Raw genomic sequence first — 15,694 nt, forward strand, 5'->3', positions numbered from 1 at the left:
CCGTTACGTGCTGGGGTTATTTGCTGTTTTTGGCCAGGCGCTGATAGCGCACCGCTTCGATAAACACATCGGAGTTGGCCGGGTCGTCGAGGTACGCGAAGACCTTGCGCAGGTCGCTGTCGATCAGCACGCCTTCGCCGTCGTCGGTCTGCAAGCCTTCGCCACTGAGGGCCTTTTGCGCCATGGCCTGCTTGATCTGTTCGAGGTCGAGGTTGTAGACCACCAGTTCGTGCTTTTCGTTGAGCTCGAACCCGGCAATGGTGAAATGCCCGCCGAACTGCGCCGGCACCGGCGCTGACAGGTACCAGCGACTGCCGTGGCGCGCCACGGTAAAGGGAAAAGCCTCGCGCTCGCGCGGTTTGGCTTTGAAATAACTGACGGCCTGGTAGCGGTTATCGCCGAGGCGGGTCAGTTCGAGGTTCATCGGCTCGCCCCAGGCATTGGTGCTGGTCCATTTGCCGAGCAGGCCTTTGGGCACAGGTTCGCTCGCGGGCAGCGGCTCCTTGAAGGTCACCAGACAGCCACTGAGCAGCAGGAACGACAAGGCGATCACAACGACGCGCCAGGCTTTCATTCGACAACTCCCTATGAACAAACGCAGACCTCATGCGGCCACCGCCCCCCTGTAGGAGCGAGGCTTGCCCGCGAAGGCGTTGTGTCAGACAACCTATGTGCTGACTGTTAATCCGCCTTCGCGGGCAAGCCTCGCTCCTACAGGGGATACGGGGTTATACCGACGCCAACACCAAGTGCATGTACCGCGTCAGTATGCCGAGCATTTCAGCCTCGGCCGCAGGCTCGGCGTCGTTGAGTAGGCCCTGATATTCCATCCGGCCGATAATCGCCGTCAACACTTTGGCATCCTGTTGTGGCTCGCGCGAACCCAGCACCTCGAATAACTGGCAAGTGCCCTGCAACAGAATCTGCTGATGAGAACGCACCAACACCGCCAGGCGCGGGTTGAGCAACGCCTCTTGGCGGAAGGCTTGCTCGGCCATCAAATGCTCGCGACGATTGATCAACTGGCGATGCACGTAATCGGCCATCAGCCGCGCAATGTCGTCGGCCAACTGCGAGCGCGACTCCGGCGTACCGTCGCCGCTGACCACCATCTCGCGCAGCAGCCCCTCATTGCTGACCCACAACTTGCCCATGTAAGCGGCGCTGCGCTCCACGTATTGGGCGAAGGTATCGGTGAGCAAGTCATCGATATCCTTGAAATAGTAAGTGGTGGCCGACAGCGGCACGCCGGCCTCCGCCGCCACTGCACGGTGACGCACGGCCCGCACGCCGTCGCGCACGACAATGCGCATGGCCGCATCGAGAATATCCTGTCGCCGCTGCTCGCTGCCCTGTCGGCTGGCCTTGCGGCCCTGGTACTGAACACTTTCAGCGACCGCAGTGGCGATACCCGCTGCACCTTCTTGAGCGATTGCACGATTCACGACAGGTAATCCTCTTACGTCAAAAGTAACCAATTGATACGTTTGTACCAGACAGGCAATAAAAAGCCGCCTGTTTTAGGCGGCTTTTTAACTGAAACGTTTACGCTTGCGGCCGCATGTGCGGGAACAGGATCACGTCTCGAATCGACGGTGAGTTGGTCAACAACATCACCAGACGGTCGATGCCGATGCCCTCGCCCGCGGTCGGCGGCATGCCGTACTCGAGCGCGCGCACGAAGTCGGCGTCGTAGTGCATGGCTTCGTCGTCACCGGCGTCCTTGTCGGCCACCTGCGCCATGAAGCGCTCGGCCTGGTCTTCCGCGTCGTTCAACTCGGAGTAGGCGTTGGCGATTTCGCGGCCACCGATGAACAGTTCGAAACGGTCGGTGACGTTCGGGTTGTCATCGTTGCGACGGGCCAGCGGCGACACTTCGAACGGGTATTGCGTGATGAAGTGCGGCTGTTCCAGTTTGTGCTCGACCAGCTCTTCGAAAATCATCACCTGCAACTTGCCCAGGCCTTCGAAGCCAAGCACTTTGGCGCCGGCCTTTTTGGCGATGGCGCGAGCCTTGTCGATATCGGTCAGGTCGTCAGCGGTCAGCTCAGGGTTGTACTTGAGGATCGAGTCGAACACCGACAAACGCACGAACGGTTCGCCGAAGTGGAACACTTTGTCGCCGTAAGGCACGTCGGTGCTGCCCAGAACCAGCTGCGCCAGTTCGCGGAACAGTTCTTCGGTCAGGTCCATGTTGTCTTCGTAGTCGGCGTACGCCTGGTAGAACTCCAACATGGTGAATTCAGGGTTGTGCCGAGTCGAAACACCTTCGTTACGGAAGTTGCGGTTGATCTCGAAAACTTTCTCGAAACCGCCAACAACAAGCCGCTTGAGGTACAGCTCCGGCGCGATGCGCAGGAACATTTCCAGGTCCAGCGCGTTGTGGTGGGTTTCAAAAGGCTTGGCCGCTGCGCCACCGGGGATGGTTTGCAGCATCGGCGTTTCGACTTCGAGGAAATCGCGCTGCATCAGGAAGCTGCGGATGTGCGCAATCACTTGCGAACGTACGCGGAAGGTCTGACGCACGTCTTCGTTGACGATCAGGTCAACGTAGCGCTGGCGGTAGCGCTGTTCGGTGTCGGTGAGGCCGTGATGCTTGTCCGGCAGCGGGCGCAGCGACTTGGTCAGCAGGCGCACTTCGGTCATTTCAACGTACAGGTCGCCTTTGCCGGAACGGGCCAGGGTGCCAACGGCTGCAATGATGTCGCCCATGTCCCAGGTTTTCACCGCGGCCAGGGTTTCTTCGGACAGGGTTTTGCGGTTGACGTAGACCTGGATGCGCCCGGTCATGTCCTGAATCACCATGAACGAGCCACGGTTAAGCATGATGCGACCGGCAACCTTGACCGGGATTGCAGCCTCGGCGAGCTCTTCCTTGGTCTTGTCCGCGTATTTCTTCTGCAAATCCTGGCAGTAGTTTTCGCGGCGGAAGTCGTTCGGGAAGGCATTGCCCTTGGCGCGCTCGGCAGCCAGCTTTTCCTTGCGCAGGGCGATCAGGGAGTTTTCTTCCTGTTGCAGGGCTTGCGGGTCGAGTTCTTGGTCGCTCATGTCTTTAGATATTCCATCAGGTTCGTTGCCCCCGGCCGTGAGCCGGGGTTCGCGGGCAAGCCTCGCTCCTACAGGGCCGTATCGGCCCTGTAGCGCGGGCCTTAAAGCCCTTGTTTCAGGCTTGCTACCAGGTATTCGTCGATATCGCCGTCGAGCACCTTGTCGCAGTCACTGCGTTCGATGTTAGTGCGCAGATCCTTGATCCGCGACGCATCGAGCACGTAAGAGCGAATCTGGTGACCCCAGCCGATGTCGGACTTGGTGTCTTCCAGGGCCTGCGAAGCGGCGTTGCGTTTCTGCACTTCCTGCTCATACAAGCGCGCCCGCAACATTTTCATCGCGGTGTCTTTGTTGGCGTGCTGGGAGCGTTCGTTCTGGCAGCTGACCACGGTGTTGGACGGTACGTGAGTAATACGTACGGCCGAGTCAGTGGTGTTTACGTGCTGACCACCGGCACCCGAGGAGCGATAGGTGTCGATGCGCAGGTCCGACGGGTTGATGTCGATTTCGATGTTGTCATCGATTTCCGGCGACACGAACACGGCCGAGAACGAGGTGTGGCGACGGTTGCCCGAGTCATAAGGGCTCTTGCGCACCAGACGGTGCACGCCGATCTCGGTGCGCAGCCAGCCAAAGGCATATTCGCCCTTGATGTGGACAGTGGCGCCCTTGATCCCGGCAACTTCGCCGGCCGACAGCTCCATGATGGTCGCGTCGAAACCGCGTTTGTCAGCCCAGCGCAAGTACATGCGCAGCAGGATGTTGGCCCAGTCCTGAGCCTCGGTGCCGCCGGAGCCGGCCTGGATGTCCAGGTAGGCGTTGTTGGCGTCCATCTCACCGCTGAACATGCGCCGGAATTCGAGTTTTTCCAGGGATTCGCGCAGACGCTCGACCTCGGTCGCCACGTCATCGACGGCGCCCTGGTCTTCTTCTTCGGCGGACATCAGCAGCAGTTCTTTGGCATCGGCGAGGCCGGTGTGCATTTCGTCGAGGGTGTCGACGATCTGAGCCAGCAGCGAGCGCTCGCGGCCCAGTTCCTGTGCGTACGACGGGTTGTTCCAGACTGCCGGATCTTCAAGCTCGCGATTGACTTCAGTCAGACGCTCATGCTTTTGATCGTAGTCAAAGATACCCCCGAATAGTTTCGGAGCGCTCGGACAGGTCCTTGATACTGTTAAGGATCGGGTTGATTTCCATGGCGGGCAGCACTCGTTGGCGAACTTTTGAAAGCCGGCGAGTATAACGTAATCAAGCTGTGACGGCAGCCCGCCTGGCGGACTGAATGCGCTTCGATACCGTTTTACCCACCCCAAATGAGGGAAACCTCCCCAGGAAAATCCCTAACTACTAAAACGACTCTTCCTACACCAGAACCAGAACTGCCCTGCATAAACCCCGCACTCACTCATCCACAGTCCCGCCCATCTAAATCAGCACTAGGGATGTGTGATGTTCGGGCCTGCCAACCAAGCCTCTTTCCTCCTGGACATCGAGGGGTCAGCCCACGATCTGCGAGTCCTCGAGTTCACCGGCAAGGAAGCCATCAGCCAACCTTTCCGCTTTGATCTGAAACTGGTCAGCGAACGTCCTGATCTGGACCTGGAAAGCCTTCTGCATCGAACCGCCTATCTCAGTTTTGACGGCCACGGCGCCGGCATTCATGGCCAGGTTTACAGCGTCGGCCAGGGCGATGCAGGCAAGCGCCTGACCCAATACCAACTCAGCCTGATGCCCAGCCTTGCCTGGCTGGGCCACCGTTTCGACCAGAAAATATTCCAGAAACTGAGCGTGCCGCAGATCATCGCTCAGGTCCTGGAAAGCCACGGCATCCTCGGCGATCGCTACCGCTTTGCCCTCGGCACCGATTACCGGCCGAGGGACTATTGCGTCCAGTACGGCGAGAGCTGCCTGAATTTTCTGCAGCGGCTGTGCGAAGAAGAAGGCTTGCATTACCACTTTGAGCACAGCCGCGAGGGGCACCTGCTGGTCTTCGGCGATGATCAAACGGTATTCCCCAGACTCCACCAACCCACCGCCTACCTGCAGGACAGCGCGATGGTCGCGGATGATCCGGTGATCAATGCCTTCACTCTCGCCCTGCAAACCCGCTCCACGGGTGTGACCCGCCGCGACTACGACTTCGAGAAACCTTTACTGCAATTGGAGAGTGGCGCGAAAGATCCTTCGCCGCTGCGACTCGAAGACTACGGCTTCCCCGGCCATTTCACTGATCGCGAACAGGGCAAGCACCGCACCCGGCGAACACTGGAGCGGCACCGCAGCGATTATCGGCAAGCGACCGGACGCAGCAATCAGTCAATGTTGCTCAGCGGCCACTTCCTGCCCTTGATCAATCACCCGCGCCAGGAATGGAACGACCTGTGGTTGCTGACAGAAGTCATCCACATCGGGAAACAGCCGAGCGTGCTTGAAGAATCGATCACCAGCGCCGCGAACGAGGAATTTTACCAAGGCTACCGCAACACCTTTCTTGCAACGCCGTGGGACACCCCTTTCAGGCCCGCGCTCGCTCATCCCAAAACCACCATCGACGGTTATCAACACGCCGTGGTCTGCGGCCCTCCCGGCGAAGAAATCCACTGCGACGAATACGGCCGCGTGCGTGTTCAGTTTCCCTGGGACCGTGACGGCGAGCACAACGAACACTCCAGTTGCTGGGTGCGAGTCGCCAGCGGCTGGGCTCACGACCGTTATGGCAGCGTGCTGATTCCCCGCGTCGGCATGGAAGTGATCGTCGGGTTCTATGAGGGAGACCTGGATAAACCCTTGATCGTCGCTTGCCTGCCGAATGGCGCTAATCGTCCCCCGCTCGACCTGCCCGCCGAGAAAACTCGCAGCACTTTCAAAACCCAAAGCAGCCCTGGCGGCGCAGGTTTCAATGAACTGCGCATCGAGGATCGCAAAGGGGCGGAGGAAATATCCGTCCGCGCCCAGCGCGACTACGTGCAGCACGTGTTGAACGACGAACGGGTTCAAATCGACAACCAGCGCAGCATTGTGGTCGGTGGCAACGCCCGTCATGAACTTCACGCAGAAGAACAGCGCATCACCCACGGCAACCGCTTGACCGAAGTCCGCCAGGACGACCACCTGACCGTGCATGGCGACCGCCACATTCGCGCCACCAGCCACCGGTTGAGCGCTCGACAGCAGGTCCACGTCAGCGTCGGCCAACACGTCGTCATCGATGGCGGCGCCAGCGTCACGCTCCAGGCCGCTGGCGCGTGGCTCACGATTAATTCGGCAGGGATTTTCAGCAGCGTGCCAGTTGAGACAGGCGGTGCGCCGATGCCGCCGATGGCCGCCACGCCCGTGGCGCTCGACGCAAGCACGCCGGTACTCACCGAAACGGTTTCAACCGCCCTATTCAAACAACTGCTCGGCGACGAGGCCTTGATTGAACTCTGCCAGATGCCCAGCGGCGGCACGCCGATGGACTGCCCGCTGAGCGACTGCCAATGCCGCAGAGCCCTAGGCTATGGAGCTCGCTCATGAACACCTGGATTTTGCTGGAGCGCCCCGCCGCGCAACTCGAAATGCTCTATCGGCTGGCGACACATCCCGACACTCAGAAGCTGTTCGCCGGTACTTCACTCGCCGGTTTTGCCGAGCAGAGCCCACTGCTGGTCCGGCTGGACAACCAACCGACGCTCACTCAGGCAATCGAGCAAACCCCGGCGCAATGGCCAGGCCTGCTGATCGAAAGCGCCTGCGACACGTCCTCGCTACTCGCGCATTTGCGCCAGATGCTGTTCGTCAACTTCGACCAGCAACGCAAAGGCGTGCTGCGCTACAGCAACCCGACCGTCGCCAGCTATTTTTTTGCCGCGTGCACCGTGCAAGACCTCAGCCTGTGGCTCGGGCCAATCGGCCGTCTGCGCTGGTTCGGCGCGACGTGGGCCACTCAAGCGACAGGCGAAGCTGGCTGGCAGCGGTTGGACAATCCCCACGCGAACGACTGGCGCATTGAATGGACCCACCGGGCGATGGTGCTGAGCGTCGCCCAGGAAGACGCTTTGACGCGCCAGCGCAACGAACAGTTTCTTTATTACTGGTGGCAGCAACATCCCCAGCACTCCTTTATGCAGGCCAGCCATTTGCTGGAGCAAGCGCTGGCTCAGGGCATCGACGACAGCGAAGACATCAGCGCCTTTCTGAACGCCCACTGCACGCAGGTTCTGTCATGACGCGCCTCGGCAAGTTGACCGCAGGCCCCGGCTGCGAACGCGACAAGCTGATTGTCCAGGTCATCGGCACCGGGCACTCGAAAAACCAGCGACTGCTGATGGTCGATCAATCGGGCGTCGAACCGCTCTTGGCCCTGACCGATGAGGCCGCGTGCGAAACCGAGCGTTTGACCAGCGTGCACAGCGAGCTGTTTGTGTGGGATTGGTCGGCACAACTCAAACACCAGTTGTGGCTGGAAATTGCCACCACCCGAGGCCCGCCCATTCGCCTGCCGTTGCTGGAGGACGTGCGTGTCACCCCGCGCCAACTGGAAGCGCAGTGGAATCAGATCGTGCCGATCCTGCCCTTCGCCGCGCTGCCCGGGACTCGCAGCAAGTACGACCTCGGCACGCCGGTGCTGTGCCGCAGCGGTTATGTCTATGTGTTTTACCGTGATCGCTTGTGGCGTGAGATCGAGGTGCGGCAGGACGACGAACTCACGACCTATCGCGATATCGATCTGCAGGCCTATCGACAGGATCAGCAACTCAGCAGCGACTACCGACAGGCCAGCGGCGTCGATCTCAGCGACATCTGGCTGCCCGCGACCTGGAACCATCAACCCGCCGAAGCCGTGCAACTGTGTTTCAGCGAAATCCAGCTGAGCGCTGCACGCCTGAAACGTCTGGAGGACGATCCGCAGCTGCGCGCTCAGCAGTGTCAGAGCCCGGCGTTGCAGTGCGAGAGTCAGACCTTCGAGCGGCTTTTCGAGCAGCAGCCCGATGGGCAGACGATGCTGGAAGCTTTCAGTGCGTTCAATGCGTGGGATGCACAAGCGTCCGATACCGCGACGAAGGCCAGCATCACGTGGCGCAACCTTGCCGCACGGGCCTTTCCCCTCAGCCTGATCGCCGCGCAACGGGCTCGCCAAAGTGGTTTCGAATACGTGCTGGAGCATCCGGGCCGTTACGTGTGCGACCTCTCGGGCGAATTCGCGGCGCAGCGCAAAACTGAAGCCAAGGCCTGTCTTGATCAGTGGGAGCAAGGCACCACACCTGCGTTACCTGCAACGTTTGAAAGCAGCGCCTGGGCTGATTGCCTCGCCGCGTTGCTGGATCAATTGCGTGAAAAAGCCCCATCCGCCGATGAAGCGGATCTCTGGCAAGCCCAACCCACCGTCGTCGACGTGCTTGCAGCGGCCCGCGAGCGAGGCGTCTGCGGCGTACTGCTTGAAGACCCACGCCACCGCGTGCGGCATCTGGTTTCGCAGATTCAGCAGCAACAGCAATTGCTCACGCGTTATGCCGAGCGTGCCAGCCTGCACCCGCACCACGCCAGTGCGGTGATGGTTCAGCAACTGATCGTGCCGGCGACGATCGGCGGGCAGAAAAACCCGCTGCACGGCTGTTTCGACAAAGTGCAAGAGGCCGGCCGCCGCGACATCAACCGCTTCACCGCCACCGCTGAACGCGCCTTGCTCTGGCAACAACTGAACATGGCGCAGGCGCTGCTTGCCGAGTGTCTGCAACAACCGGTCACCCAGCAAACCCTGGCCGATCATTTGAGCCTGGAGGGTTTTGATTACCTGGCGGCGTTGTTTGCCGTGAGTCAGGTTTTCGCCAGCCTCGCCACCGTGCCGGCGCAGCTTGATCCGCTAGCCCGCAATGGTGATGTCACCGATGCGCTGACCGGCTTAAGCCTTTACAGCCCGCAGGCCAGTGTCGGCCAGACGTTGCTCAACGACATCGCCCACGACTCGGCGCACCCGCTGCACGGGATGCTTTGGCCGGCTGTCGATGACGTCGCGCTGGATGCGCCCTACGTGCGGCCCTCCGAGAAAACCGTCAATGAAGGTGATGGTCGGTTACGCGCTGAACACCTCGCCGAATTTGAAACCGATCCGGGGCCTTATTACCCGCAGGTCGAACACCTCGACGGGCACTTGCTGGAAGGGTTGCTGGCCAACGGCAGCCTGAATAGCACGCTCACGGGGCAATCGAAAGCGGCGGCCAGTACGTTGATCAGCATTTACGAAAATCTCGCCGGCTCTTTAGAAACCGCCAGCAGTGCGGTGATGGCCCAAGTTGCACCTGCCCCGGCCAGCGCCTATCTACATGGCCTAGGCGTGGGGCTGTTGCGCAGTTTGATGCCCAATACCTTTGGTGAAATGCACCTCATCAATCGCCGAGATGCAGACCCGCAACGCTATCACCTGTTTGGATTGTCCGACGTGCCGACCGGGGATCAGCGGCCACGGCGGTTGATGGGGGAATATCTGGATGCGCAAGGGCGGCCGTTAACGGTGGGGAATACCGCTGATGCTTTCGAGACGCCGAGCGCTTCACGTGTGGGCAATTACAAATTGCTGGCGATGCCGGCGGCTCACCCGACGGTGCGCAGCCTTAGTGAGCTGAATCGGCGGATTAATGCTGTGCATAAAGCGGATGTTGAAGCTCGCGGGGCGGATAACGCGAAGGTTAAAGGTGCGTTGCAGCGCGGGGTGGATGAGCATGCGGATTTGGCTAATAGCCGGGTGCATCGCGTGTTGGGCTCGTTGCCGTTTGCGGCTGGGGTTTTGATGTTGGAGGTTTGGAATGTTAGGACCGAGTTAGGGGCGGCGGAGCAAGTGCGACGGGAGAAGGGGTTGTTCCGGGTAGTTCTATCTGGGGTCGGCGCGAGCGTAGATTTAGTTATAGCGCTAGAGATGCTGACGGTAAAAATTTCCGGTACAAAATCTGTTTTGGCGGTTGGCCGAAAGGTTCTTTTTGCTATTTCAAAGGAGGCCGTAAAAAAAACCTTAGGATCTCTAGCGGCAATGTATTTAGCAAAGGAGTTTACAGTTCGAATACTTGCCCAAATTGGCTCTGGATTAATTCTTACAGCTATTTGCCTTGCAGACGCCTGGTATGCGTGGACATGGAGCGATGACGCCGGTTGGGGATATCTGATGATGGCCCTGGGTGGAGCAATTAGTGCTCTTAGTAACCTGATTGTCCCAACAGTCGCCTTTCTTGGCCTTGGTCCGGCAGGTTGGGTGGCGCTGATATTGATCGTAATCGGCGCCGGAATTGCTTGGTGGCTAAGCGACAAGCCTATCGAGGAATGGCTGGTCAATGGCCCTTTCGGCACGAACGTTCATTCGGACAATATGCATCTGCTAGATCCACAGAGTAGCTTTTATTATCTGATCAGTTTGTTCGCCGACATTCGCATCCACATTGGCATCAACCCTGAGTTTGCCCCCAATGCCAAACATGACATTCATGCCAAAACGCCTTTTCAAGTAATTTCGTCCAATACGAGCATTCGTATCGAAAGTAACTTACCTGGATTAGTTACCAATTTTGGCACTCTCAGCATTAACGCTCACTGCCGACTCAATACATTCGAACTCAAGGGCTGGCGCCTAAAAAGCGAAACCGTGCCGTTCAAAAAACTGGTCAACACTCAACTCGTCTCGCCCAGAGCACAAAAGTTGATACCCCAAGGCCTGGAACTATTTTTCGAAACCCCACCGGACCACGCATTCGATTTGGTCACAGGATCACCGGGCATCACACGACAATGGCAAGTGAAAGCACAGTGTGTGCTGGAGCAAAAAAATCAACGCTGGCACTTTCCTGCGCCGCCGCCAAAGGATGGCACGCGATTTGATAGAGCCCACAAAAAACCAAACTTCGAAAGCATAGGCGAGCTTTATTGGGCTGACGAAAGTACAAATAAATCGCGGGATATTAACTAATGACTGATGAATTTTGGTACGCCCAGACTGCGTATGGGTCCAAAGAATTATCCCGACAAGAACCCTCGGCTGAACGTCCGTGGATTATGCGCTTCGCCAAGGTCAGACTGCCCTGGGGCAATACGGATGACATAACGGCTGCAAACCTTCTCGAAAAATTCTCACCAAAAGAACTTCGTCTCCATGAAGGTTTCAAGAAAGAGCGTGAAGAGCAAATAGCCACAAACACCCTTGATCCGACCCCATACGGACATATTGATTTTCATATAAGGGATGATCACGAACGGTTCAGATATGCTCTTCTGCCCGCAAGCTCCCACTTCTGGATGTATATGTCAGGAGGAGGAAAATTTATGTTTTACCTATTTTTCATTGCCGGCATACCTGCCTATTTTTTAGGCATTACAACCGGAAATGACCCTATATGGGAGTCAACCAAAACTATCTTTATCCAAGTATTCTCCTGGCTCCTCGGCCTACCTCTACTATCTTGGGCAATCGGCTCAATCGTCATAAAACACTTCCCCCGCCTCTGGCTAAAACCCTCCCGCGGCCCGATCTGGGAACTCAACCGCCGCACCGGTCTGGTCACCGTCTTCGACTACAAAAACAACGGTGAATATAAAAAGAACGGCACCATCGGTGAACTCACCGCCCCTTTCTACGAGTTCGACGCCTACATCGCCACGTCCCCCGATAGTCAGGGCATGCCGATGAATGTGCTCTACCTCGCCCATCGCTACCGCAACATCGTGATCAACTTCGGCGCACTGCTCTGTCCCGGTCCCGAGGTGCAACCCGCCTGCGCACTGTGGGATTTCATCCAGAACTACATGGACGTCAGCCGCCCGCTGCCGGACCTGCCGCAATACGAGGAGTATCGCCACCTCGATCCCACCACCGCCGATTACGACCGCCGCACCGGTCGCAACCCGCGTTTCTGGATCGACATGGACGATGCGACGTTCAAACTGGTAGTCAGGGAGATGCATCAGCGCGTCGCCAACATCGACACGTTTCAACGGCCTAATTTGATGGCGGCTTATGTGACGTATGTCGATTGAGCCAAATAAAAAGTTGCCGGGATTTGCCGCATCGTTCTATGGCAACAAGCTCAATTCCAGCAGTGAGGTGAGACGTCATTGGGCTGATGAGCTTACAGATAAATCGCAGAGTAGTGACTAATGACCGATCAATCGTGGTATGCCAAGACCGCCTACGGATGGAATGAGGTACCTCAACAAGAAAGTTCGATTGAACGTCCGTGGATCATGCGCTTTGCCAAGATTAGACTGCCTTGGGGTAATACCGAGGAAGTAACTCCCGTTAGTTTTGTGGAGGATTACTCGCCAAGAGATCTTCGATTTCAAGAAAAATCCAAAAGAGAGCGCAATGAGCAGATAGTCACAGAAAGCAATACTCAGAGCCCATTCGAACTTATAGATTTCCACATGACAGACGACCACGAACGTTTTAGATATGCCCTTCTTCCTGCAAGCTCTCACTTTTGGATATATATGTCAGGAGTAGGGCGTGCTTTGTTTTTTCTATTTTTCATAGTCAGCATTCCCACCTATTTTTTAGGAGTTCTAACAGGAAATGAGCCTATATGGGAATCCACAAAAACCATGTTTGTCGTTTTTTTCTCCTGGATTCTCGGCCTACCACTCCTGTCTTGGGAAATCGGATCAATCGTCATAAAACACTTCCCCAGCCTCTGGATTAAACCCTCCCGAGGCCCCATCTGGGAACTCAACCGCCGCACCGGTCTGGTCACCGTCTTCGACTACAAAAACAACGGTGAATATAAAAAAAACGGCACCATCGGTGAACTCACCGCCCCTTTCTACGAATTCGACGCCTACATCGCCACTTCTCCGGACAGTCAGGGCATGCCGATGAATGTGCTCTACCTCGCCCATCGCTACCGCAACATTATGATCAACTTCGGCGCACTGCTCTGTCCCGGTCCCGAGGTGCAACCCGCGTGCGCGCTGTGGGATTTCATCCAGAACTACATGGACGTCAGCCGCCCGCTGCCGGACCTGCCGCAATACGAGGAGTACCGCCACCTCGACCCCACCACCGCCGAATACGACCGCCGCACCGGTCGCAACCCGCGTTTCTGGATCGACATGGACGATGCGACGTTCAAACTGGTAGTCAGGGAGATGCATCAGCGCGTCGCCAACATCGATACGTTTCAACGGCCTAATTTGATGGCGGCTTATGTGACGTATGTCGATTGAACAAAATGAAAAGTTGCCGGGATTTGCCGCATCGTTCTACGGCAACAAGTTCAACTTCAGCAGTGAGGTGAGACTTCATTGGGCTGACGAACTTACAAACAAGTCACGGAAGATCAGCTAATGGCTCACGAATCTTATTACACCGAAACTGCCTACGGGGCTATCGAGGTACCTCAGCAAGAGTGTTCATCTGAACGATCCTGGATCATGCGCTTCGCAAAAGTTAGATTGCCTTGGGGCAACACAGATGAAGTGTGCCCGGTGAGTTTTATGGAAGATTACTCACCAACAGATATTCGACATCAGGCAAAAGTCCAAAGACAACGCGAAGAACAAATAGCTAATACTAACTACACGCCAACCCCATATGAATCTATTGATTTTCATATAAGGGATGACCACGAGCGTTTCAGGCACGCACTTCTCCCAGCAAGCTCCCACTTCTGGCTATTCATGAGGCTTTTAGGGAAGTGGATTTTTTACATATGTTTTATATTTAGCATCCCCGGACACATCTCATTAATTTCGTTGGTAAGTGAATCTTGGTGGGAGCTCACCAAAAATTTATTTATTGAGTACTATTCCTGGCTTCTCGGCATACCACTCCTATGCTGGGCACTCGGCTCAATAGTCATAAAACACTTCCCCAGCCTGTGGATAAAACCCTCCCGAGGCCCGATCTGGGAACTCAACCGCCGCACCGGTCTGGTCACCGTCTTCGACTACAAAAACAACGGTGAATATAAAAAGAACGGCACCATCGGTGAACTCACTGCCCCTTTCTACGAGTTCGACGCCTACATCGCCACTTCTCCGGACAGTCAGGGCATGCCGATGAATGTGCTCTACCTCGCCCATCGCTACCGCAACATCGTGATCAACTTCGGCGCACTGCTCTGTCCCGGCCCCGAGGTGCAACCCGCGTGCGCGCTGTGGGATTTCATCCAGAACTACATGGACGTCAGCCGCCCGCTGCCGGACCTGCCGCAATACGAGGAGTATCGCCCCCTCGACCCCACCACTGCCGAATACGACCGCCGCACCGGCCGCAACCCGCGTTTCTGGATCGATATGGACGATGCGACGTTCAAGCAAGTGGTCAGGGAGATGCATCAGCGCGTCGACAACATCGATACGTTTCAACGGCCTAATTTGATGGCGGCTTATGTGATGTATGTCGATTGAGCCACAGAAGATATGCCGCGCACTGCGGCGAAACACTTTATGGGGAGTGGCTGCCGGGGGTTAGTTAGCGAACCAAGGGTGAAAGAAGCGCAGGTGCCGAGTTCGAGTAACCTGTGGCGAGGGAGCTTGCTCCCGTTCGGCTGCGAAGCAGTCGTAAAAGTTGATCGAAGCGTGTGGCAGGAAAAACGCCGGGGCCGCTTCGCGGAGCCCCCTCGCCACAAAAGCCCCGTGCCTCAGCGCATCTCAGTCTGGAAAAATGGGCTCAGGTCGATCCGCTACTCAATCCCCACCTGATTACGTCCATTGTTCTTCGCCAGATACAGCCCTTTATCCGCCGCCGAGATCAGTTGCCGGCAATCGCTACCCGCTTGCGGGGTGATCGTTGACAGGCCGATGCTGATGGTCAGATTCGCCCCTTCTGCCGGGAACACGTGGGGGATTTTCAACCCCGCCACAGTCTGCCGAAGTTTCTCCGCGACCAATCGCGCGCCGCCCGGCGAGGTGTTTGGCAGCACCAGTGCAAACTCTTCGCCGCCGTAGCGTGCCGGCAAGTCCGAAGGTCGGGCGCTGGCGTCGCGGATCGCCGTGGCGACTTTGCGCAGGGCTTCGTCGCCCTCCAGATGGCCGAAGCTGTCGTTGTAGGATTTGAAGTAATCGACGTCGATCATCAGCAACGACAGTTGCGTCTGGTCGCGCAACGAGCGGCGCCATTCGAGTTCGAGGTATTCATCGAAATGCCGCCGGTTCGACAGCCCGGTCAGACCATCGGAGTTCATCAAACGCTGCAACACCAGGTTGGTGTCGAGCAATTGCTGCTGACTGACACGCAACGCGCGGTACGCCGCATCGCGCTGCAACAACGTCATATAGGAGCGCGAGTGGTAACGAATGCGCGCGACCAGTTCGATGTTGTCCGGCAGTTTCACCAGGTAATCGTTGGCCCCGGCCGCGAACGCCGCGCTTTTGATCAGCGGGTCTTCCTTGGTCGAGAGGACGATGATCGGGATGTCCTTGGTCGCCGGATGGTTGCGGTATTCACGCACCAGCGACAGGCCGTCGAGGCCGGGCATCACCAGATCCTGGAGGATCACCGTTGGTTTGATGCGAATCGCCTGGGAAATGGCCTGATGCGGATCGGCGCAAAAGTGGAAATCGATATTTTCCTGATTGGCCAAACCGCGTCGAACCGCCTCGCCGATCATCGCTTGATCGTCCACCAACAACACCATGGCGGCGTTTTCGTCGGTCTTGAAGTCGTCGAGTTGTAGGTCATTCATGTGCG

11 protein-coding genes are annotated in these 15,694 nt (G+C 57.4%); 6 read left to right on the forward strand and 5 right to left on the reverse strand.

The window, feature by feature from the left end; translation table 11 throughout:
• Nucleotides 1-16: 16 nt before the first annotated feature.
• The 4 genes from BLU01_RS07240 to prfB form a co-directional block, all read right to left on the reverse strand.
• Nucleotides 17-574, reverse strand: coding sequence for a hypothetical protein (locus BLU01_RS07240; RefSeq protein ID WP_092272717.1), 558 nt, complete (start codon nt 572-574; stop codon nt 17-19).
• Nucleotides 575-728: 154 nt separating this feature from the next.
• Nucleotides 729-1,445 carry a TetR/AcrR family transcriptional regulator gene (locus tag BLU01_RS07245; RefSeq protein WP_092272720.1) on the reverse strand — a complete coding sequence of 239 codons (717 nt, stop codon included), beginning with the start codon at nt 1,443-1,445 and terminating at the stop codon, nt 729-731.
• 100 nt (nt 1,446-1,545) lie between these two features.
• Nucleotides 1,546-3,048, reverse strand: a complete 1,503-nt coding sequence (gene lysS, locus BLU01_RS07250; protein ID WP_092272723.1) for a lysine--tRNA ligase — start codon at nt 3,046-3,048, stop codon at nt 1,546-1,548.
• Between the two features lie 101 nt (nt 3,049-3,149).
• A protein-coding gene (gene prfB, locus BLU01_RS07255; protein WP_101207550.1) for a peptide chain release factor 2 occupies nt 3,150-4,245 on the reverse strand; the annotation gives its coding sequence in 2 pieces (ribosomal slippage) (nt 3,150-4,172 and nt 4,174-4,245; 1,095 coding nt in all).
• Nucleotides 4,246-4,497: 252 nt separating this feature from the next.
• Between prfB and tssI the strand changes: the two genes are divergently transcribed.
• From tssI to BLU01_RS07285, 6 genes are all read left to right on the forward strand, one after another.
• Nucleotides 4,498-6,564, forward strand: a complete 2,067-nt coding sequence (gene tssI, locus BLU01_RS07260; protein ID WP_092272726.1) for a type VI secretion system Vgr family protein — start codon at nt 4,498-4,500, stop codon at nt 6,562-6,564.
• The gene (locus tag BLU01_RS07265; protein WP_157720150.1) at nt 6,561-7,256 is read left to right on the forward strand and encodes a DUF4123 domain-containing protein; all 696 of its coding nucleotides are present in this window, start codon (nt 6,561-6,563) and stop codon (nt 7,254-7,256) included. The genes tssI and BLU01_RS07265 overlap by 4 nt, the downstream gene beginning before the upstream one ends.
• Nucleotides 7,253-10,978: a toxin VasX gene (locus BLU01_RS07270; RefSeq protein ID WP_092272732.1), complete on the forward strand. Its 3,726-nt coding sequence runs from the start codon at nt 7,253-7,255 to the stop codon at nt 10,976-10,978. Before BLU01_RS07265 ends, BLU01_RS07270 begins: the two co-directional genes overlap by 4 nt.
• Entirely contained in the window at nt 10,978-12,042 is a 1,065-nt protein-coding gene (locus BLU01_RS07275; protein WP_231987136.1) for a hypothetical protein, read from the forward strand. Before BLU01_RS07270 ends, BLU01_RS07275 begins: the two co-directional genes overlap by 1 nt.
• 120 nt (nt 12,043-12,162) lie before the next feature.
• A complete protein-coding gene (locus BLU01_RS07280; protein WP_231987137.1) occupies nt 12,163-13,227 on the forward strand; it encodes a hypothetical protein in 1,065 nt (354 codons plus the stop codon).
• Between the two features lie 207 nt (nt 13,228-13,434).
• Entirely contained in the window at nt 13,435-14,412 is a 978-nt protein-coding gene (locus BLU01_RS07285) for a hypothetical protein (RefSeq protein WP_231987138.1), read from the forward strand.
• A gap of 275 nt (nt 14,413-14,687) precedes the next feature.
• Here the strand turns inward: BLU01_RS07285 and BLU01_RS07290 are convergent, their stop codons facing one another.
• Nucleotides 14,688-15,689, reverse strand: coding sequence for a response regulator (locus BLU01_RS07290; protein WP_092272735.1), 1,002 nt, complete (start codon nt 15,687-15,689; stop codon nt 14,688-14,690).
• Nucleotides 15,690-15,694: the final 5 nt, after the last annotated feature.

Origin of the sequence: Pseudomonas prosekii, assembly GCF_900105155.1 — a bacterium.
Lineage (GTDB): Bacteria > Pseudomonadota > Gammaproteobacteria > Pseudomonadales > Pseudomonadaceae > Aquipseudomonas > Aquipseudomonas prosekii.